The organism is Bartonella alsatica (assembly GCF_013388295.1).
Lineage (GTDB): Bacteria > Pseudomonadota > Alphaproteobacteria > Rhizobiales > Rhizobiaceae > Bartonella > Bartonella alsatica.
This window is the reverse complement of record NZ_CP058235.1, coordinates 418,152-440,051: the sequence shown is the minus strand read 5'-3', so window position 1 is coordinate 440,051 and position 21,900 is coordinate 418,152. Positions and strand designations below refer to the sequence as shown.

The following is a 21,900-nucleotide window of genomic DNA, read 5'->3' as shown; positions in this document are numbered from 1 at the left end:
AACAGTAATGTGTTTTCAAAAAAGGTAAAGAAAATCTAGTGAGCAATTTTTCAGGAATAGTTTCTAAATTTTTTTAATTCTGACATCATTATGAATACAATTGATATCATCGGTTTTGAGTTATATTTATTTATAGTTAATTATACAGAATTTATAAGAAGTAAATAAAGGACATTTTATTTATATAATTCATGCTTATTTATAAAGATAAAGTGTTTGTGTATAGTTTCATTATTGCATTGTTCTATTTTTAAAAGTTTAAGAAAATATATTTGTTACAGGTTTTTGAATGTACGACGATTAGTATATTTAATATTTATATAGTATCCTGTTAGCAAATGCTTGTGTATGCAATACAGAGCAAAATGATGCTATAGATAATTGATTGTTAATGGGTCAAGATGCTTGTATTATGCTTTATTATCTGATAGCTTTCTTTTCTGGGAAGCGGTTTTGCTATGTGTGTATTCCATTTTTTGGGAATATATTTAAGATCAAACAGTTTTATATTTGCTCTATTGCTTAGTTAAATCCCTAAAATTTACCGTTAGAAAAATGGTTGATGTGGTGTGTGGTTTAATGTCTAGTTTTGGTGTGTGTGAAGCAATAATGAACATCGAAATTGGGAAGGATTTATAGCAGCCATATCTTTTTAAGGGGGAAGGGATGATAAATTTTGTTTTTACTCGTGAAAAAGTTTTTTTATTCAGTTTATTGTATCATTTCAAAATAATTAATCGATAAATAATATTTAAAAGGAAAAGTTTATGAATTTGAAAAGAGAGATATTGAAAAGTAGCAGTTTTTTTGTTTCTGCTGTTATTACTATGGGGATGTTTGTGCAACAAATTTCAGCAAAAACACCTGCTGATACCCTGGTGATGGCTTGGAATCTCGATGCAATCAGTACATTTGATCCTGCGCAACTCAATGATGTTTATGGAGCTGAAGTTATCATTAATGTTTGTGATAATTTGGTCAGTACTGCCACAGATGATCCAGCTAAAATAGTTCCTTCTTTGGCAAAGAGTTGGGATGTTTCAAGTGATGATCAGAGTACAAAGATTACTTTTCATTTGCGCGATGGTTTGAAGTTTAATGATGGTCGGCCAGCTAATGCCAATGATCTTGTTTGGGGTATGAAGCGGGTTGTTAAATTGAAGATGGCCAATGCGGCAATATTTAATGAATATGGTGTTACAGAACAAAATGTTGATGAAGCTTTTCAGGCGCCAGATGAAAAAACAGTGGTAATGAAATTTGATAAGCCTTATCCAGTAGAACTTATTCTCAATAACATTGTTGCTAGTCGTGCTACTGCTTTGCTTGATCGTGAAACAATTATGAAACACGAAAAAGATGGTGATATGGGAAATCGGTATTTGGCTAGTCATGCTGCTTGTGTGGGCCCTTATCAGATAAATAGCTGGCGTCCTGGAGAAGCTATTTTATTACGCGCGAGTTCCAACTATTGGGGAGAGCTACCTAAGCTTAAGAAAATTTTAATTCGCCATGTTGCTGAGCCAGGAACGCAACGATTATTATTGCAAAAGCATGATATTGATGTTGCACGTAATTTGACTCCAGAGGATCTAGCTGATCTCCAAGCTACGACCGATATTAAGATTGAAAAAGTGTTAGAGCCATCTATGATGTATTGGGGGTTCAATATGACGAATCCTATTTTTGCCAATGAAAAAGTGCGTTTGGCTATGCGTTATCTGATTGATTATGAAGGACTTGGAAAGACTTTTCTTAAAGGTGTTGGTATTCCACGTGCAAGCTTTATTCCTCTTGGTAATCTTGGTGCTTTGGATGAAAAGGAAGGGCAGCCCTTTAAGCTTGATCTAAAAAAAGCAAAGCAGCTTTTAACGGAAGCAGGTTATTCTAAAGGGTTTAAGGTTAATTTTTTGGTGGGGAATTCTCCTTATGCTTTGTCAATTGCTCAGTCACTTCAAGATAATGCAGCAAAAGTGGATGTGCACCTTAAAATTGAACGTTTGGCAGGTACGCAGTTGTTTTCAAAGCTTTATGCACGCGCTTTTGATACGATTTTTGTTGGATGGAATAATGATTCTGCGGATCCTCATACAATGGCTTCACGCCTTATTTATAACCCTGATAATCGGTTTGAGGCTAAAAATACGGCTTATCCGAGTTGGCAGCATGGATATTTGGATACAAAGATGAATCAGAAAGTTGAAGATGCGTTATTTCAAAAAGATCCACAAAAACGGGTGCAAATGTATGCTGATTTGCAGCGTGAACTTATGCAAAAAGGGCCTTATGCTTTTATCTTTCAGAAATATAGTGTTGTCGCTATGACACCTGATGTTAAAAAATGGGTTTGGAATAGTGCGCCACGTATTTTTTATAGTGCAATCGAAAAATAAACGGTATTAAATACTATAAAATACCAAAAGAACGTGATTGATTATAATGTAGATAATAAAAAATACTCCTCCTGTATACAGTTGTTTTGAAGTTTAAGGTATGAAATCGCAGGGAGCTTTTTATACAATATGATTATGATTAATTTATAAAGGGAGCGGTATTTATAAATATGAGAGGTGATATTTTGAGCTCTCTGTTTATAGTGGTTTGGAGGTTGTGCATTTCGATTATGGGGTGCTGAGTGAAAGATTAGATTTTTGATTAGTAAAGCTGATAATGTTACTCTGCTTAAGAGAGAAGACAGAAATACTTTGTGTTAAAAAGATAAATTAAAATGCGAAGGATAATGATAAAATGGGGAAAAAGGGAATGTTAAAAAACTTTTGTGTTTTGTTAAGTACAATTTGTTTTTTAAATGGATCTCTATCATCAGTCTTAAGTGCATCACCTAAAGATACATTGGTCATGGCATGGAATATTGATTCAATTAGCAGTTTTGATCCTGCTCAATCAGTTGAGGTTGTAACGAGTGAGCTATTGATGAATATTTGTAGCGCGTTAGTACAATATGACAAGCATGATCCCACAAAAATTCGTCCTGCTATGGCACAATCTTGGGATGTTTTAGATAACGGAAAAAGGATTGTTTTTCATCTTCGTGATGATTTAAAGTTTGATGATGGAAGGGTGGCGACAGCGCACGATCTAGTATGGTCGATGAAACGGATTGTTAAATTAGGATTAAGCTATGCTCAATCTTTAAGAGACTACGGATTTACCAAAAATAATGTCGAAACAAATATTCAGGCTCTTGATGATAAAACTTTACAACTAAAATTAGATAAACCCTATCCTATCCAGCTTATATTAACTGTTATTGGGCAATCCTATGCTTCTGCTTTGCTTGATAGGCAAACAGTTGAAGCAAATAGTATTGACGGTGATATGGGTAATAAATATTTAGCAACGCATTCGGCTTGTGTTGGACCTTATAAATTGGTGCGCTGGTTTCCAGGAGAAAAAGTTGTATTAGAGGCGACCCAACATTATTGGGGGGATTTGCCTAAAATTAAGAAAATTATTGTGCAACACGTAGCAGATTCAGCAAGTCAGAGGCTTCTTTTGGAAAAAGGTGATGTAGATATAGCACGTGATCTTTCTTCAGAGGATGTTTTAGATATTGAAAGACAGGGTGGATCGGTCAAAATTAACCGTGTTCTGAGACCGCAGATTATTTATCTATCACTGAACAATAAAAATACAATTTTTGCTAACGAAAAAGTAAGATTGGCATTTCGTTATTTGGTTGATTACGAAGGTCTTGGAAGAACTGTTTTAAAGGGTATTGCAATTCCACGTGCAAGTTATATGTCACTAGGAATTCCGGGTGCTTTGGATGAAAAAGAGGGGGTGCCTTTTAAATTAGATTTGAAAAAAGCAAAACAGTTGATCAGTGAGGCTGGTTATCCTAATGGTTTTAAAGCTAATCTTTTAGTTGGTAGCCTTAGTTATATGTCACCTATTGCACAGTCTATTCAAACCAATGCGCGCGAAATTGGTGTTAAGCTTACAATTGAAAAAATGGCACAAAATCAATTGTTGAGCCGTGTGCGTAGTGGAAATTATGACACTGCTATTATGGGGTGGGGGAGTGCTGATCCTGATGGGCATCCCGCTTCATTAAATCATGTTTTTAATCCTGATCCAACATTTACAAAAAAGCACAATATGTATTTAGCTTGGCGCGCTGGATATTATGATGAAAATATCAATAAAATGGTGATGGATGCTTTGTTTGAGCAAGATCAAAATAAGCGTATTTTGCAATATCGTGCTTTACAGCATTATGTGTTTGAACATGGTCCTATGGTTTATTTATTTCAGACATATTATACTGTTGGTATGGGGCCTGCAGTAAAAAAATGGATTTGGAATAGTTTTAGACTTTACTACAATGATGCAGAAAAATAAAAACGGGCATGTTATAAAGAAAGATTGTAGAACATGCTTGATTAGCGGTTGCTTGATTGTGTAAAAAGGATATTAGCTTTATGTTTGGTAGCTGTGAAGGGGGGAAATATAATGATTTTGTCATTTTCAGACGCTGAAAGAGTAGTATCGCAGAAGCACAAAAAAATGTTTGTATGGGGCTTTTTTTTCAAGGTATTGAAGTTTCTCATTTCAGTTTTTATTACGTTGCTTGGTTTGGTGACTATTACTTTTTTTATTGGTCATCTGCTTCCTTTAGATCCCGTTCTTGCTATCCTTGGTGATAATATTAGTCAGGAAGCTTATGATGTAATGTTTCATAAGCTAGGTCTTGATAAGCCGCTGATTGTCCAGTACTGGAGTTATCTTTGCAATGTATTTTTGTTTGACTTTGGAGATGCTTTAACCTCAGGGCGTCCTGTCTTGGAAGATATTATGCGCGTATTTCCTGCAACATTAGAGCTTGCTACAGTTGCTATTGTGATTGGCACAAGTCTTGGCATTCCATTTGGTGTTTTTGCAGCAATGTATCGCGATTCATTTATTGATTATTTTGTTCGTGTTTTTACACTTTTGAGTTATTCTACTCCAACGTTTTGGCTTGGGTTAATGGCATTATTAATATTTTATGCCAAGCTTGGCTGGATCAGAGGTCCAGGACGTATTGATTTTATTTATGAATATTCTTTTGAACCCAAAACAGGATTTTTTCTTTGGGATACTGCCCGTCAAGGACAGTGGGAAGCTTTTAGGAATGTCTTTGGTCATATTATTATGCCTGCTTTAATCTTAGCATTTGGTGCAATGGCTTATATTAGTCGTATGACTCGTGGATTTATGGTTGAACAACTAAATCAGGAATATATCATTACTGCGCGTGTGAAGGGACTATCATTGGCGCGTACAGTTTGGGGGCATGCATTTCGTAATGCCGCTGTTCAGATTATCACTGTTGTTGCGCTTTCATATGCTTTTTTATTAGAAGGTGCTGTATTAACGGAGACCGTTTTTGCTTGGCCTGGCTTTGGGCATTATTTAACGAATGCTCTTTTGGCTGGAGATATGAATGCTGTTGTTGGATGTACTTTGCTTGTAGGTTTTCTCTTTGTTGCTATTAATTTATTTTCTGATTTACTTTATCGAATCTTTGATCCAAGGACACGTTGAATATGACAATAGTTAATCATTATAAACCGAAATCGTCATTTTTTGTGGGTCGTTGGTTAAATGAATCTGTTCCACAGTCACTCTTTCAAGCGAACGTACAAAGAATTTATCATGCATTGCTCAAATTTTCTCGTAATTTTTCGGCTTTGTTTGGTCTGATTATTATTTTTGTTATTATTTTGTGTGCAATTTTTGCTCCTTGGATTGCTACCGATGATTTTATCAGCAATGATCTTACTCATCGATTGCAGCCCCCATCTATGTTGCATTATTTTGGGACAGATGAATTAGGGCGTGATATTTTTAGTCGCCTCATTTTTGGAGCGCGTATTACGCTTTATATTGTTTTTCTCACTACAATTATTGTGGGACCGATAGGGCTAATTGTGGGGACTGTATCTGGCTATATAGGGGGATGGGTTGATACCGTCCTTATGCGTATTGTTGATATTTTTCTTGCTTTTCCAGCTTTGATTTTAGCTCTTGCTTTTTCAGCGGCGTTGGGGGCAGGTATTGAGAATGCATCTATTGCAATTTCAATTGCAGCGTGGCCACCAATAGCACGTTTGGCACGTGCTGAAACTTTGACTATACGTTCAACTGATTACGTCTCAGCAGTTCGTTTGCAAGGAGCATCTACTTGGCGGATTATTTTGTTCCATGTCGTACCTATGTGTATTCCTTCAGTAGTGGTACGGTTAACATTAGATATGTCTGGTATTATTCTAACAGCTGCTGGTCTTGGTTTTTTAGGATTGGGAGCTCAACTTCCAAGTCCTGAATGGGGAGCAATGCTTTCGACAGGCCGTGAATTTATGATGACAAATTGGTGGTTAGCGGTGATACCAGGATGTGCAATATTGTTAGTAAGTCTTGCTTTTAATCTGCTGGGTGATGGACTTCGTGATGTATTGGATCCACGCAATGATTAAAAAATTATTAGAGATAGAAGATTTATGTATTTCTTTTCCTACAACGCGTGGCATTGCAGAAGTTGTGCGCGGCGTTAGCTTTTCTGTGGGAAAAGAAAAAATTGGAATTGTTGGCGAATCTGGATCTGGAAAATCAATGACTGGGCGTGCGATACTCAGATTGAGTCCAAGATCAGCAATTATCAAAGCTAAAAAGATGCGCTTTGATGGTATTGATTTATTGAATGCAAGTGAATCTCAGATGCGAACTATCCGGGGTAAGCGTATTTCAATGATTCTACAGGATCCCAAATATTCACTTAATCCGTTAATACGGATTGGGGAACAGATTATGGAAGCTTATCGTATCCATTATCGTGTTTCAAAAGCTAATGCGTGGGAGCGGACAATTTCTATGTTGGAATCTGTTCATATTCGTGATCCAGAACATGTAATGCGATTATTTCCTCATGAAATATCAGGGGGAATGGGGCAGCGTGTAATGATTGCCATGATGCTCATTCCGAAACCTGATTTAATTATTGCTGATGAACCAACATCTGCGCTTGATATTACAGTAAGGCGTCAGGTTTTATCAGTGTTGGATGAGCTTGTGACCAGATCTGGAACGGGTCTTATTTTTATTAGTCATGATTTGAATATGATTGCTGATTTTTGTGATCGTGTTTTGGTTATGTATGCAGGTCGTGTGTTAGAAGAATTGCCTGCATGTGATTTGTCTCACGCTTGTCATCCTTATACTAAAGCTTTGCTAGCGAGTTTGCCACGGCTTGATAATCCTGTTGATATTTTAGCTGTTCCTGAACGCGATCCTAATTGGTTACATAATCCGACAATTGTTAATGGTATTGAAGGAGTTATCACGTGACCAATTATAAGAGTATATTTGATGTTTCTAATTTATCTGTAACCTTTGGGCATGGGCACAAAGCAGTAAATGTTGTAAAAAATGTCAACTTTCATATTAAGCGTGGTGAAGCTTATGGTTTGATTGGTGAATCAGGTTGTGGAAAATCAACCATTTTAAATACATTGGTTGGGCTTATTCGAGATTATAATGGATGTTTTATTTTTGATGGAGAAGAAGTAGCAAAAAAAAGGGATAAGCATTTTTTACGCCGTATTCAAATGGTTTTTCAAGATCCTTATGCTTCGCTTCATCCAAGAAAGATGGTCTATACTGTTCTTTCTGAGTCGCTTAAAATTCATGGTATGGATAATCCAAAGGAGCGAGTGCTTGATACTTTAAATTCTGTTGGCTTAAATTCTTCATTTCTTTATCGTTATCCTCATGAATTGTCTGGAGGGCAACGTCAGCGTATTGCTCTTGCACGTGCTTTGATTATTGAGCCAGAGGTTTTGCTACTCGATGAGCCAACATCTGCATTAGATGTGTCTGTACAGGCTGAAATTTTAAATTTGTTGAAATCATTACGAGAGAAAAAAAACCTTACTTATTTAATGGTATCTCACGATCTCGCTGTTGTTGCACACATCTGTGAACGCGTTGGAATTATGCATAAAGGGATTATTCTTGAAGAGCTCAGCAATGATGATTTGCGTAATTTACACGCTCAGCATGACTATACAAAGATATTTTTTGAAGCCAGTATTGAGCCTATTGTTCACAGAGAAGAGAGAGTGTGATAGTTTTATAGAGGAAAAAAGAAAGTTTTTTCTATTTTAAGCTTTTAGAGATTCTAGAGATATTCAGCAGCATTATTGTAACGTGGAGTTTTTGTTTTTTTTTATATTGTAGGATTTTGTCAGTATAAATTTGCTAAAAAAATTTTAACTATAATATTTTTATCCTATTAGCTCTATTATATCGTAAATCATAAGCTAACCCATAGAACATATCATTTATTTGATATTATTTTTTTTATAGGTTTGTAAGAAGAAACAGATTTTTATGTAATAATACCGTATTATTCGGAAAAAACTCTGATTATATTATTATATAGTTTTATTGTCTTTGATTTGTTCTCATTTTTTTATAATTTTAAGTCTTGTTTTTTATCGGGAAATGCTAGGTTTGTTCTTTTGAAACAAGCTATTTTTTGAAAGAAAGAAAAACATATTTTATAAATCGGAAAGGCAGCATGTTGTGCTACCTTTTAATTGAAATGAATGGAATATAATGCGCTTATTTCTACAGTTTTGTCTTAAAATTGATAGCGTATTCCTCCTGAAAAATTTGTCCCAGTTATCCCAGTTTTTTGAAGCTTTTGTTGATAACTGATATCGCCATGGAGCGAAACATTTTGTGATAATTTTGCACTGATACCAACACCGCCTTCAAGAAAAGAGCCCATAGGATCAAGTGGATAATCCTTATCAATATATATTGCTTCATTATCGCCCATAGTTTTGATCATATTTACTTTTCCATAGAAGGAAATAGAACGGCTGTTTTCAGTGATAGAAAAAGTTTTGGTTGCGCGCCCGCCAACACGAATCATCCATTGATGAGGATTGTTCATATCAACTTTAAAGCCGTCGGCATCTGCAAGAGTATCAAACATCAAATGTTGATAGGCAATTTGCGCTTGTGGTTCGAATGTTACTCCTTGAATAATGGTTACAAATTGTTTGCCAACAGTGGTGGAGATACTCAACATCTTTGCATTTTTCAATTTTGCAGTTTTGCCAATAATGGCGTTAGTGATATCTCCTTTTAAGATTTCATAGGATAAAAGCGTATCAAAATAGAAACCGTTTTTATGCTGCATACTATTATAGGCTGTGAGTGACCACTTGTCTAGTATACTCTTTCCGGCGTCTTTCATATCTTTTGGGGTGAAGGATAGCTGTCCATAGGTTCCTACAAGACCGAAATGTGTTGTGATATTATGCTCTTCCAATTCTGCTAAGGTAGCACCTCCTTGTAGAGCTGTATAGCCAAAATTTGCCCCACTATAACCATATTTACGAGGAGCTCTCTCAGAGAATAAGGTTCCTGTGCTTCCATAGGTGTATAAGAAGAAGCTGTTCTTTTTTTCTTTTCTAAAGATAGAAGTTCTCATATTAGCTAACAGTGTATTCTGCTTAACTATATCGATCAAACCAGTATAGAAGAGAGCATTTGGCATAACAAAATAGCTAGGCACTTGTGGGAGAACTGCTTTCACTCTTAAATTGGGATCCAAGAATGCATTTTGTAAGCGAAAATCCCAAAAATTGTTACCACTCCCCAATAAATTTTGGTTAGCATTAGCTTGGCCATAGTCTGCTTCGCTTCCATAGGCTGTAAGCGTATATTTATAAGGCAAACCTTTTATTGCGATATAGCCATTTTTTAGTTTGAAAGAGTTTTTATTTGCTTTTCCAGAAACTTGAATCAGCGAGATACCGAGTGTATTTAGAGGACCTGAATTTTCTGCTTGTACAATTTCTTTTTCTAAACGGTTTTGAAAATAAACTGTTGTGGTGCCTAATACATCACCATGAATAAGAAGGCGATCGGTTTTTTGGTTTTTTATTGTAGTGCCATTGTTCCATTCAGTATTGAAGTAAATTTTTGCGTTTCTTGTTGCATTGTAGACTGCTGCAGTATCTGGTTTGCCAGCTCCTATATGCAATGTTTGATAATGAGCTTCCGTTGGTGAATCAAAAATTATAGAGCTATTATCAAGATTAAGCACAGAAACTTCAGAATGTGATCTTTTGGTAATATCAAGCAGATTGCCTGCATTATCTTTTTCTTGTGTACTAATCTTTAAAAGCCATGTTGTACCGTTGATCAGACTAAGAGATGTTTGATTAATTTTATCGGAGTCATTTGCTAAAATCTTAGCACTACCTTCTAGAACAGAGTTCTCTGCAGTCACGAAGGATATTCCAGGGGATTTTGTATCAACCGCACTTACTAATAAAAGATCGGAAAAGACTTTTGAGTCTTTTAGTATGATCTTTGATTGATTACCTTGCACCTTCAGCCCATTACCTTCAGCATTCACAACAACATTTATAAGGTTAATTTGTCCACTGGATTTTGCATAGGCTGCGGCTTCTATCCCAGTTGTCGTCAAAGTTCCTCCTGTCATCTTAATTTTTGCTTCTTGATCGTCTGCTAGGAGTCCATTACCTTTAGCGTTTACAACAACATTTGTAAGGTTAATTTGTCCACTGGATTTTGCATAGGCTGCAGCTTGTGTCCCAGTTGTTGTCAAAACTCCTCCGGTCATTGTAATTTTAGATTTCGCTTTTTCTGCTTGTATTGCATTTTGAGTAGAGAGAATTGTAACTCCATCTTCTAAAATAATGCTGCTGCCATTTCCTGCATATAATCCTATTTTAAGGTCTTTTCCTTGGAATGAGCCAGCCGATACTATTATTTGAGAATTATTATCTGCATATATACCCTTTTGTGCGTTCTCAACGGTTACATTTTTCAAAGTAACTGTGCTTGCATCAGTCATTATCCCATTTTCTTTGGTATTAATTGTCACATTTTGCAGCTTGTTTTTTTCCGCACTGCTAACAAAGGAGATACCACTTTTAAAAGACGTTATAGAACCACCAGCGATATTTAATACAGATCCGTTTGTTATTTGAGCTCCTGGTCCGTTTATTACATCAACTGTTATGTCGTTTAACTCAGCAATACTATGATTATTGATTTTTATGCCAGCGATTTCTCTATCACTATTTTGTCCGGCGTTTATGGTTCCTTTCGTTATTTTGATTATGCTATAGTTTGTTAGATCGAGGCCAATTGTCACGCGTTGAATATCTACATTTTCTAAATAAATTTGGCTCTCAGGAGCAGATGCTTCTACACCGATTCCACGCAACCTAGTATGTTCAATTATTGTTTCTTGACCATTCTCTTCTCTAATCGTTTCTGTCCATCTAGTCAAAGGTCCTTCTACTTTTAAATCTTTACCATGGATTGTACCCGAGCCTATTACTAAAATTTTATCATAAGTTGCGTTTGCGGTGCCTGTTATATTTTCTCCATTTTTAGCTGAAAGGGTGGGAAAAGCATGTGCGTTAAAAGGGATGCTAGATAGCATCATAACTGTAGCAACTTTATATAATGAAAGATATTTTTTATGCATAATATTTATTCTCCTTATAATTATTAAAAGCTCCCCGCTTATAAGAAGGATAAGCATTTTTAGATGTAAATAACTTTACGTACGAATATCTTATTTTAATTTTATTGTAAATATTAATAATAAATATTTATAAAATACATAATATTTTTAATATTATAATTTTATTATTATGATCATTATAATAAAATTATAATATATAATTCATTGTGATTATGAATTTATTGATAGTAAATATTATTGGATAGCAATTTTAAATAGATTATGAATAAGTAATTGAAGTAATATAAAAAACATTATTTATTGATTTTTACAAATATAAAATTAATTAATATCAATACAGCGGCTATTGCTATATTTGTAATAAAATATAAGCTCTTGGATTTATACATTTTATAAAGTGGTATACTGATTACTTTAAGGAAGTTGATGTATTCATTGCTTTGTTCGTGTTGTTGGTGAATAAATGAAGAGTATATTAGCGTTTGGTTTTTTGTTTAACAGTATAAGGATTTTAATAGGCGCTTTTGTTGTATTTATATGCTTGAAAAAGGCTTAACCCTTATTGACATAGGTATCATTAAATCATTTCAAGCTTTTATTATGATGGTTACAGATATTCCTCTTGGGCTGTTGATTTGGTCAATGGGTTTAGCGGTCCCGTGCACCGTCTGCGCACTTGTTACACTTGTGAGGAGGAAGCACAAGCTGCTGCTGCTTCCGAGTCGGATAGGTTGTGTCGTGCTGTGGGCAGTGGTTCTTTGATCCTTGCGGGTCGTCCAGAAATCATGGCGGATCAACCTCTGCTTCTTCAAGGGTTTCGGGGCGAAATCAATGGTTCATGGAAAGCTTCCACTGTCACCCACTGCTATGAGAAGCAAAGCGGATACACCACAGAAATTATACTCGAAGCTCCAAACAAGGGAAAAGAAAGCAGTGAAGAATAGAGGCTGTTAGGAACAGATCATAAAAGAGGATTTAAATACCCTTTGAAAGATCTTTGAAGACCCCTTGAGAACCCCTTAAAAATCCTTTGAAAAAAAATAAATTGTTACAAAACCTAGTGTCAAAATATACAAAACCTGCTGGCAAGCTACAGTCAAGCTATAATAAAATAAAACGGTAGCGGAGGAGGGATTTGAACCCCCGACACAAGGATTATGATTCCTCTGCTCTAACCTACTGAGCTACTCCGCCAAAATAAAAAATATAATTGCAACTTATCTATTTTTTGCGGATATAAAAGGTAGAATAATAAGATGTCAAGCATCGTTTTTAAGCTTTTCTCTTGTCTTTCTATTTTATCCTCGATATGGAGTATAGTAAAATATAATTTTTTATATGATGAGTAGGGTGAGGCATAAAAATGGTGCCACAGGTAGCGGTTTTAGGATGCGGTTATTGGGGTGGAAATCATATACGAACACTCCAAAATCTTGGAGCTTTAGCAGCAGTTTCTGATATTGATAGTGCTCGCGCTGCAAGTTTTGCAAATATGTATGGCGTTGATGTTATCGCGCCTGATAATCTTTTTACTTATAAAGAGGTTGATGCACTGGTTTTAGCGTTACCTCCACAATTTCATACAGAAAATGTGTTGCGGGCTATAAAAAATGGTAAAGATGTCCTTGTTGAAAAACCAATAGCTTTGAATGTTTCAGATGCTGAACATCAAGTGCAAATTGCTAGACAATATGAACGGATTTTGATGGTAGGCCATATTTTACGGTTTCATCCTGCTTTTGAAAAAATGTATGAGTTGGTGGAAAAGGGAGAATTGGGGGATGTGCGTTATATTTATTCTCATCGGCTAGGCTTCGGAAAATTTCATACGCAAAGTGATGCTTTATGGGATCTTGCTCCTCATGATCTCTCAATGATTTTGGCTTTGACAGGATGTGAACCTTCTGAAATTCGGAGTGAAGGGGCTGCTGTCATTGATTATTGTTCTGATTTTGCCCATATTCATATGACTTTTCCAAATGGTGTACGTAGCCATCTTTTTACTTCACGTCTTAGTCCTTATCGTGAAAGGCGTTTAACGGTTGTTGGAACAAAAGCTATGCTCGTTTTTGATGATATGGAACCATGGAGCCGTAAATTGGCGTTGCACCGTTTTACTGTTTGGAAGGAGAATAAAGAATGGGCTTTTAGCACTGATGAGTTAAATTACATTGATGTTTGTGAAGATTTGCCACTTACTTGTGAATTGCAGCATTTCCTTCATTGTATTGAAACGCGTCAATTGCCTCGCACAAATGGTGATGATGCTATTGCTGTTTTACGGATTTTAACTGCTGCTCGTATCAATTATCATAGATAAAAGAGACAAGTAGCGTTTTGCATTATTGTGGTAATCAATGGAGTTAATATGCAATTCATTGACCTTGGAGCGCAGCGTGCGCGTATTGAAGACAAAATTAATTCTGCAATTGCGCATGTGATCGCCAGTGGTAAGTATGTTTTGGGGCCAAAAGTAACAGAATTTGAAGAACGATTGGCGGATTATCTTGGTGTTAAACATGTGGTCGCTTGCGCCAATGGAACGGATGCATTGAAGATGCCTCTTATGGCTAAAAATATTGGTCTAGGTGATGCTGTTTTTTGTCCTAGCTTTACATTTTCCGCTACTGCTGAAGTGGTTGCATTGGTGGGAGCTGAACCTGTTTTTGTTGATGTTTTGCCCGATACATTCAATATTGATAGCGAAAAGCTTTGTGAAGCGATCGAAATGATTAAAAAAGAGGGACGCCTTAAACCAAAAGCAATTATTGCTGTTGATTTGTTTGGACTTCCTGCTGATTATGCGCAACTTGCTAAAGTCGCAGCAAAGGAAAATCTTGTTCTTATTGAAGATGCTGCTCAATCAATGGGAGGAAAAAGCGGTAATATTATGTGTGGGGCTTTTGGTGAAGTGGCTGCGACAAGTTTTTATCCTGCAAAACCATTGGGCTGTTATGGCGATGGAGGCGCTATGATGACCAATGATGATCATTTGGCAAAAATTTTACGTTCTATTCTCTTTCATGGTAAGGGTGAAACACAATATGACAATGTGCGTATCGGTATGAATTCACGTTTAGATACTATTCAAGCTGCAATTTTGTTAGAAAAGTTTGTGATCTTTGAAGAAGAAATGGAAAGGCGTAGGGCAATTGCTCAATATTATTCTAATGAGTTAAAAGATATTGTTACAGTTCCAGAAGTGGGAGAAAATGTTCGTTGTGCCTATGCCCAATATACTCTTAAGGTAGAAGAGCGTGACAAATTAAAGGATTATTTACAGAAAAACTCTATTCCTACCATGGTTTATTACAAAACCCCATTGCATCAACAGCCCGCTTATAAACATTTCCCTTATGTAAAAGATTCCCTTTCTGTCTCTGAGTCTTTAGGGAATTGTGTTTTAAGTTTACCGATGCATCCTTATTTGACACAAAATGATCAGGATATAATTATCCAGCGAATAAAAGATTTTTATCATTTTTGAGAAAATATTTTATCTTTAAAGTTATTTAATAGAGGGCTTTATTTTAGTTATATTTTGGAGATATTTTTTGATTTGTAATTAAAAACATAGCCAAAATTAATAGTTATACTATTAGTAATAGTCGCTTATATATAAAGGCATATTTTATATTTTTCATCTCAAGATGATAACGAAAATATTTCAATCACAGGGGATATAGTTAACATTTATCAATTCAGATGTTTCCTTAGGTCGTTTTAAAAACAACTTATGTAAGAGGTGTTTTTTTAGTGCAGGTTATTTTTTCACGAATACGTGATGCTAGATCATTTTTGCTTTTAGAATTTTGGATCAATGTGTTGATGGGAGATGTTTTACCTTCTTGTAGCGCTATTTGAGCAGCTAAGGTTGCTGCTAATTCCTGTGTCTCTTCACGCAGTTCATCCAGGAGTTGGTGGTTTGCTACGGTGTCAAGCTCATTGATTTGAATTTTTTGTAAATGTTTTTGATAATGTGCGATTTTTTTACGCATATTTTTAATTTCCATTATGAAAGAGTTTGTTGTGTCAGGATTTTGTTTTGTTGCAGTAGCTTCTTTTTGGAAGGAAGATGCATTTTGTGTAGGAAGACATGATCGATAAAGCTGTTCTGTTACTTGGCTAAGTTGTATTTTCTGTTGCGCATATTTTTTTTGTAAAAATTCATATTTTTGTTCATTGTGTGCTAGTACCACAGCATGTTGTGCACAGAGAAAATCGTAGTTTGCTTGTATTTCAGTGAGTGATAATGGAATTTGTGCAGAAACATATTTATGCGCAAAATGAATAGCTCTACGCCAAATGACAGGGGAAAACAGTACCAGTAACCAGGAAGTGGAGGCAACTCCAAGAATGAAAAAAAGAAATGATTGGATAAGCATAAATCCTCTTTCTTAATAAGATTTTGTTTAAAATGGGTTCCATGTTGGTTTGGGTGTTAATTTTAAATATCCTACATTGATGCCGAGGCGTGCCCCAATACCTGTCCGTATCGGAACTAATAAGACATTGTGACGTTTCAGGACATGAAAACCAACACCTGCAATTAAATAGGCCGAACCTGAAATACCACCATAGCGTCCCCATAAATTATTTATATTATTAAGATCGTAAACTAAAATCATTAAACGGGAACCTTGGCCACCAAAATCCCATCCTACAGAAGGACCTTGCCAAAAAACTTTCTGCTGACCGTAAATTTTTGTAAAAATCTCTCCTTCGCCATAGGTTAATCCAGCGAAAAAGGCTCCAGAAGCTTCTTCCCCTAAAATATAGGCATTTGGATAACCGTATTGTGAAAAGATATTTTGAATTGCTGCTGCTATACCGCCGGTAGTTTTTCCAAAAAAAATATGACCGGAATCGATAATTTCTTGCAGCGAATAATAAGGTTCGTTTTGTTGTATTGGTTTGAGTTGGGCATTAGCAGTATTTATGATGACGAATAAAAGGAAGATTACAGATACAGTGCTTTTGTACCAGTGTGTTAGAAGAGAGAGAGCCATAGAGTTTTTTCCTTTTATTAGTTATAAACAAAAAGATAATATTAGGATTTTCATTCTATTCAAATAAAAAATAAGATGTAAGGTTATTTAAATTCTTGAATTTGTTTCGGAAAAAATTTCCGCGTATTTTTTAAGTTTCTTATATGTATATGTATTGGATGTTAAGAATTTTATTTTAAAAAAAATCTTGTTTTTAAGTCTGGGAGTTCTCAATAATTATGACATTAGCTGTTTCTTTGAAGCCTACGGATCTTGCTGCTTTGCTTTGTAGCCGTCTTTGCCATGATTTGATTTCACCTGTTGGTGCTATTCAAAATGCTATGGAGCTCTATGATGAGGGAGGAGCTGAAGAAGATGCTTTGCAATTGGTGCGTTGGTCCGTCGCTAGTGCTTCTGCACGTTTACAATTTGCGCGATTGGCTTTTGGCTTTGCAGGTGCAAATGCGGAAAAAATGGATATACGTTCTGCTGAGCAGGTGGCTCAACAATATATGAAGGAAGAAAAAGCAATTTTAAAATGGCAAGCTCCTGCTCTGCTTTTACCAAAGAATGAAGTTAAATTTTTGCTTAATTTGTTATTGGTTGCAAATGCAACAGTTTCTCGTGGGGGAGAAATCACTGTTATGATTATGCAGGATGAAAACAAACGTTCTTTTCGATTTGAAATTTTGGGTAAAACTTTACGTATTCCTTCTCATTTTATTGCGTTATATAAGGGGGATATTAAGGAAGAACTTATCGATGCTCATGTCATCCAATTTTATTACACAATGCTACTTGCTCAGATGACAGATATGAAAATAGATATCGATGAAACTGACAATTGTATTATTTTGGAAAGTGTGAAGAGACTCTGAATAAGATAGAAGTTCTTAAGTCGTATTTGAAAAATATCGCTTGGATTGTATCCAGGAGCAATGAGATTGCATTCGTAAATGGGAAAGTTGAGATTTTTAAAGCTTTAAAAATTCGCTATATACAAAAATTTTTTTGTGTGTGCGAGCCTTTTATTGTAACAGAGAAAAAATCCCGGCCCGCTACACTCCGAGATTTTACAATGTGCATTTTCATTGCTTAAGCGGTTTTACGTACGTTTTCTTCAACTGGATCACGTAACACATAACCTCGCCCCCAAACTGTATCGATGTAGTTTACACGAGAAGAGACAGTTTCCAATTTCTTCCGTAGTTTACAAATAAAAACATCGATAATTTTAAGCTCTGGTTCATCCATTCCACCGTAAAGATGATTGAGAAACATTTCTTTGGTGAGTGTAGTACCTTTGCGCAAAGAAAGAAGTTCTAGCATCTGATACTCTTTACCAGTTAAATGAACAGGATGGCCAGCAACTTCGACTGTTTTTGTGTCAAGATTAACAGTGAGATCACCCGTAACAATAACTGATTGCGCATGCCCTTTCGAGCGGCGAACAACTGCATGAATACGCGCAATAAGCTCATCCTTATGGAAAGGTTTAGTCATATAATCATCAGCACCAAAACCAAAACCACGTACCTTATCTTCAATGGCATTCATACCGGAGAGAATAAGGACAGGGGTTTTTATTTTTGCCAATCTTAGAGTTCGCAGGACATCATAACCTGACATATCAGGCAGATTCAAATCAAGCAAAATGATATCGTAATCATAAAGCTTTCCTAAATCCACCCCTTCTTCACCTAGATCAGTGATATAAACATTAAAGTTTGCTGACTTTAGCATGAGTTCAATGCTCTGAGTCGTTGCTTTATCATCTTCAATTAATAATACGCGCATTTTAGATCCCTCACTTTGCTCCTTAACGAATCAAAAGAAGCATTTTTATTTTAACAGCTGGTAAAACCACTGTTGATAAAAACAATTCATGAAATCAAACACTTAATAATGAAAGTGTTTACAAATTTTCAGCAGTACGCGTAACAATCACCACTGAATTCCCCACTATCTATCATAGTGGTTAACAAAATATTTTTATTTTTGAAAGAGGTTAGAAAATTATTTTAGAAAAATCGCATATTTTTTTATATAATGAAAAAATAAAGAACTTTTTTACTAAAATTGAACTTAAAAAAACTTATAATATATTACTTTAATTGCTTTTTTGTAATTTTAAGTTTTGTTTACTGTGCTTTAAATCTCTTTATTCTATAATGGAGGTGAAAAGTGAAGAAATGATTATTTCTTTTTAAAGCATATTATATTTGTAGGTGCTTTAAAGATAAAGCAAAAAATTATAGTTTCAAATTAAAAAGTTGACTGTTTTTGTCAGAGAAATTGTAGTTAACAATTAAGAGTGCAAATGTAAATTTTGAGCTGGCCTAATCAAGGAGTAGTGAGTATGAAGCCACGGGAAAGTATAGTGCAATTGAGGATGTTTCAAATGCGTGGGAAGCGTCGTGAAATTGCACAGCTTGAGATGATGATTGCAGAGTTTGAGCGAATGGTGTTAGAATTGGAAGCGCAAATTATTGACGAAGAACGTAAATCTGGCAATAATGATGTTCACCATTTTGCGTATTCTGCTTTTGCTCGTGCAGCGCGGCAGAGACGCGATAATCTTCTAAATTCGATTCGTGATTTGCAGCTTCAAAAAACAAGTGCTGAGGTTACTCTTCATGAAATCAATGTAGAGTTGCAACGCGCACAGCTATTTAAAGTACAAGAGAAAAAAGCATCAGCAAATGGTGAGGATGTTTTAATTCAATCTAATTCAATGACTGGGTAATAAGAGCTAAGTTTGAAGAACAATACTTTAAGGTATTTCTGTGCTGAAAATACAAAAAACAGCCAAACTTGATAAAATTTGGCTGTTTTAAAAATATTTGAGCCGTTATCAAATCATTAACACTGGATTAGTGCCTGTAATGTTGGGTTCTAGTGATTCTTAATCCAGCTAAACCGTGTTCATTGATCAAACTTTGCCATGAAAGAAATTCTTCTACGGTTAAAGTATAGCGTTGACACGCCTCATCAAGACTTAACAATCCACCTTTAACAGCTGCAACAACTTCAGCTTTACGACGGATCACCCAACGCTTTGTTGTTTTGGGTGGTAGATCGGCAATTGTAAGTGGACTTCCATCCGGTCCAATAACATATTTCATTTGTGTTTTTATCAAATTCGTCATTGCATCATTATTACTTTTAATCAGGAATTGGATGCGTTTATAAAATATGAAATTTAAAAAAGAGCTAATCATACTGAAAGAAAAAATTAATAAAATAAGCCAATATGCGAAAAATAGGACACAAAGTGAAACAAGTAATAGTTTATTGGGATTTTTGTTAGTTTAAAAGAAAAGTAGACAGAATTTTCATAGTGCTTTATTTTTGGCTTCTTTTAAGAAAATAATACTGTGTGTTGTGGAAAAGGTAAAAAAACAATATAAGAAAATGATGAATAGCATAAAGAGCAATAAACGGCGTGCATAAGAACATTAACGAATGGATACATATTAAGTAGAGTATAAATATATGTTTTTGAACAGTCTTGATTTGCCAGGACAACCTGAGGATTGCCGTATCGTTGTAGCAATGTCGGGAGGTGTTGATTCATCAGTTGTTGCAGGCCTTTTGAAAAGGGAAGGATATAATGTCATTGGAATTACGTTGCAGCTTTATGATCATGGTGCTGCAACACACCGGGTAGGAGCGTGTTGTGCTGGACAAGATATTGAAGATGCTCGCCGCGTAGCAGAGACGTTAGGGATACCTCATTATGTTCTTAATTATGAAAAACGATTTCGCGAAACTGTGATTGATCCTTTTGCAGAAAGTTATGCACACGGGGAGACGCCTGTGCCATGTGTGGCGTGCAATCAGACTGTTAAATTTGCTGATTTATTAGCAACCGCACGCGAATTGGGTGCAGATGCTTTAGCAACAGGTCATTATATTCGTTCACGTCCCCATGGTGTGCATCGGGCGCTTTTCCGTCCTCTTGATAGTGATCGTGATCAGAGTTATTTTCTTTTTGCAACGACACAAGAGCAGATTGATTATTTGCGTTTTCCACTTGGTGATTTTCCGAAAGCACGTGTTCGTGAAATAGCAGCAGAAATGGGTTTTGTTGTTGCCAATAAGCATGATAGCCAAGATATTTGTTTTGTTCCGCAAGGCAAATATTCTGATGTTATCACAAAATTGCGTCCAGAAGCCGCAAATCCTGGAGTTATTGTGCATATTAATGGACAGGTTTTAGGAAAACACTCGGGAATTGTTAATTATACTGTTGGTCAACGTCGTGGTATTGGTGTGGCAACAGGGGAAGCGCTTTATGTGGTTTATCTCGATGTAGAAAATGCTCGTGTTATTGTTGGACCGCGTGAGATGTTAGAAACACGTAAACTTTTTCTGCGTGATGTAAATTGGCTTGGTGATGAGTCGTTGGATAATTTTCCTCTTGATGGAGTTGAGGTTGCTGTAAAAGTTCGTTCAACGTGTTCCCCTCATCTTGCTCGCTTGCATTATCAGGAGGGTGTTTTTTCTGTTGATTTGTTGGAACGTGAAAACGGTGTAGCACCAGGGCAAGCTTGTGTTCTTTATGATAGAAATGACGTTGAGGCACGTGTTCTTGGGGGTGGGTTTGTAATCCATTCAGAACGTACTGCTGATACTGAGGTGATGTTGAAGCGCGTTTTGTGCAATCTGGAAACAAAAGCTGACGTTACTTCTGGACTTAAAACAATAGCTTCTTAAAATAATATGATATATTCATATAAAGTTTTTAGAACATTCGTATTATTAATTTTAGTGGGGTTTATCAAAATCGCTAAAATGGACGGGTGTAATACCTGATATTGTGGCAACATTAAAGCTGTCGAAGCTATGAGAAATCGAGATATATGAGATTTTTGATTTTTGTAATATATGGAATAACAAATCATCAACTTCTATTTCTAAAATAAGTGCTGTCCTTTTTATTATTTTTGCTTGCTTGAGAATATATGGAGCAGAGAGAGAAAGCGCATAAAGTTGAAAATCTGCATCGCGATTTACGGTAAAATGGATTACATGAGATTTGTCAACGAGAATGCTATTATTGGAAAGAGCAGCTGTGTTGCGAAAAATGACTTCCATATTATCATTGTTAAAGGTACCACATAAAACTAGAATCAAAGATCTTTTGATGAATTTTGTAAAAATTTTTATAATGACAATACCGTTTGAGTTTATCGATCCCGTATATACCACGATGCACATGAAGACCGGTGATTATCCATAACTTTTTAAAGATACAATAAAGAGGGGGGGGTATGTAAGTTGTGTTTTCCTTAAGGGCTATAAAATTAATAAAGTGTGATGATGTCATCATAAGCAGTAAAAAAGCAGATTTTTTGAAGGCAG

The 21,900-nt window shown here is 35.7% G+C and carries 17 protein-coding genes, 1 tRNA gene and 2 pseudogenes; 13 read left to right on the top strand and 7 right to left on the bottom strand.

The window, feature by feature from the left end; translation table 11 throughout:
* Positions 1–767 precede the first annotated feature (767 nt).
* From HWV54_RS01850 to HWV54_RS01825, 6 genes are all read left to right on the top strand, one after another.
* Positions 768–2,393, top strand: a complete 1,626-nt coding sequence (locus tag HWV54_RS01850) for an ABC transporter substrate-binding protein (protein ID WP_176953548.1) — start codon at positions 768–770, stop codon at positions 2,391–2,393.
* Positions 2,394–2,748: 355 nt separating this feature from the next.
* A complete protein-coding gene (locus tag HWV54_RS01845; protein WP_005864751.1) occupies positions 2,749–4,365 on the top strand; it encodes an ABC transporter substrate-binding protein in 1,617 nt (538 codons plus the stop codon).
* A gap of 111 nt (positions 4,366–4,476) precedes the next feature.
* A complete protein-coding gene (locus HWV54_RS01840) occupies positions 4,477–5,550 on the top strand; it encodes an ABC transporter permease (RefSeq protein WP_005864753.1) in 1,074 nt (357 codons plus the stop codon).
* Positions 5,551–5,552: 2 nt separating this feature from the next.
* Positions 5,553–6,482: an ABC transporter permease gene (locus HWV54_RS01835; RefSeq protein WP_005864754.1), complete on the top strand. Its 930-nt coding sequence runs from the start codon at positions 5,553–5,555 to the stop codon at positions 6,480–6,482.
* Positions 6,475–7,350, top strand: a complete 876-nt coding sequence (locus tag HWV54_RS01830; RefSeq protein ID WP_005864756.1) for an ABC transporter ATP-binding protein — start codon at positions 6,475–6,477, stop codon at positions 7,348–7,350. Before HWV54_RS01835 ends, HWV54_RS01830 begins: the two co-directional genes overlap by 8 nt.
* Positions 7,347–8,129 carry an ABC transporter ATP-binding protein gene (locus HWV54_RS01825; RefSeq protein ID WP_005864758.1) on the top strand — a complete coding sequence of 261 codons (783 nt, stop codon included), beginning with the start codon at positions 7,347–7,349 and terminating at the stop codon, positions 8,127–8,129. The genes HWV54_RS01830 and HWV54_RS01825 overlap by 4 nt, the downstream gene beginning before the upstream one ends.
* A 518-nt stretch (positions 8,130–8,647) precedes the next feature.
* Here the strand turns inward: HWV54_RS01825 and HWV54_RS01820 are convergent.
* Positions 8,648–11,545 (bottom strand): autotransporter family protein, encoded by a 2,898-nt coding sequence (locus HWV54_RS01820; protein WP_005864760.1) that lies wholly within the window; start codon positions 11,543–11,545, stop codon positions 8,648–8,650.
* 463 nt (positions 11,546–12,008) lie between these two features.
* On the opposite strand from HWV54_RS01820, the pseudogene HWV54_RS07200 reads away from it, so the two are divergent.
* Both HWV54_RS07200 and HWV54_RS01815 read left to right on the top strand, forming a co-directional pair.
* A pseudogene (locus HWV54_RS07200) lies at positions 12,009–12,172 on the top strand (MFS transporter); the annotation flags it as partial.
* A 17-nt stretch (positions 12,173–12,189) separates the two neighbouring features.
* Positions 12,190–12,489 (top strand): annotated as a pseudogene (locus tag HWV54_RS01815) (late control protein); the annotation flags it as partial.
* A gap of 176 nt (positions 12,490–12,665) precedes the next feature.
* On the opposite strand, the gene HWV54_RS01810 reads toward HWV54_RS01815, so the two are convergent.
* Positions 12,666–12,739 (bottom strand) — tRNA-Met (locus HWV54_RS01810).
* Positions 12,740–12,908: 169 nt separating this feature from the next.
* On the opposite strand from HWV54_RS01810, the gene HWV54_RS01805 reads away from it, so the two are divergent.
* Together HWV54_RS01805 and HWV54_RS01800 are read left to right on the top strand one after the other, a co-directional pair.
* A complete protein-coding gene (locus HWV54_RS01805) occupies positions 12,909–13,865 on the top strand; it encodes a Gfo/Idh/MocA family protein (RefSeq protein WP_005864761.1) in 957 nt (318 codons plus the stop codon).
* Positions 13,866–13,913: 48 nt separating this feature from the next.
* Entirely contained in the window at positions 13,914–15,032 is a 1,119-nt protein-coding gene (locus HWV54_RS01800; protein ID WP_005864763.1) for a DegT/DnrJ/EryC1/StrS family aminotransferase, read from the top strand.
* Between the two features lie 247 nt (positions 15,033–15,279).
* Here HWV54_RS01800 and HWV54_RS01795 read toward each other — a convergent pair whose 3' ends face one another.
* Both HWV54_RS01795 and HWV54_RS01790 read right to left on the bottom strand, forming a co-directional pair.
* Positions 15,280–15,930: a hypothetical protein gene (locus HWV54_RS01795; RefSeq protein WP_005864765.1), complete on the bottom strand. Its 651-nt coding sequence runs from the start codon at positions 15,928–15,930 to the stop codon at positions 15,280–15,282.
* 27 nt (positions 15,931–15,957) lie between these two features.
* Entirely contained in the window at positions 15,958–16,554 is a 597-nt protein-coding gene (locus HWV54_RS01790) for a DUF1134 domain-containing protein (protein WP_005864767.1), read from the bottom strand.
* A 218-nt stretch (positions 16,555–16,772) separates the two neighbouring features.
* On the opposite strand from HWV54_RS01790, the gene chpT reads away from it, so the two are divergent.
* Positions 16,773–17,411, top strand: coding sequence for a histidine phosphotransferase ChpT (gene chpT, locus HWV54_RS01785; protein WP_005864768.1), 639 nt, complete (start codon positions 16,773–16,775; stop codon positions 17,409–17,411).
* 217 nt (positions 17,412–17,628) lie between these two features.
* Here the strand turns inward: chpT and ctrA are convergent, their stop codons facing one another.
* A complete protein-coding gene (ctrA, locus tag HWV54_RS01780) occupies positions 17,629–18,330 on the bottom strand; it encodes a response regulator transcription factor CtrA (RefSeq protein ID WP_005864769.1) in 702 nt (233 codons plus the stop codon).
* Positions 18,331–18,892: 562 nt separating this feature from the next.
* On the opposite strand from ctrA, the gene HWV54_RS01775 reads away from it, so the two are divergent.
* The gene (locus HWV54_RS01775) at positions 18,893–19,279 is read left to right on the top strand and encodes a hypothetical protein (protein WP_005864770.1); all 387 of its coding nucleotides are present in this window, start codon (positions 18,893–18,895) and stop codon (positions 19,277–19,279) included.
* A gap of 127 nt (positions 19,280–19,406) precedes the next feature.
* Here the strand turns inward: HWV54_RS01775 and sciP are convergent, their stop codons facing one another.
* The gene (sciP, locus tag HWV54_RS01770; RefSeq protein ID WP_040296363.1) at positions 19,407–19,682 is read right to left on the bottom strand and encodes a CtrA inhibitor SciP; all 276 of its coding nucleotides are present in this window, start codon (positions 19,680–19,682) and stop codon (positions 19,407–19,409) included.
* 346 nt (positions 19,683–20,028) lie between these two features.
* On the opposite strand from sciP, the gene mnmA reads away from it, so the two are divergent.
* Positions 20,029–21,252: a tRNA 2-thiouridine(34) synthase MnmA gene (gene mnmA, locus HWV54_RS01765; RefSeq protein WP_005864773.1), complete on the top strand. Its 1,224-nt coding sequence runs from the start codon at positions 20,029–20,031 to the stop codon at positions 21,250–21,252.
* A gap of 51 nt (positions 21,253–21,303) precedes the next feature.
* Here the strand turns inward: mnmA and HWV54_RS06875 are convergent, their stop codons facing one another.
* Complete coding sequence (locus HWV54_RS06875; protein ID WP_051011389.1) at positions 21,304–21,633, bottom strand: hypothetical protein; 330 nt, start codon at positions 21,631–21,633, stop codon at positions 21,304–21,306.
* Positions 21,634–21,900 lie beyond the last annotated feature (267 nt).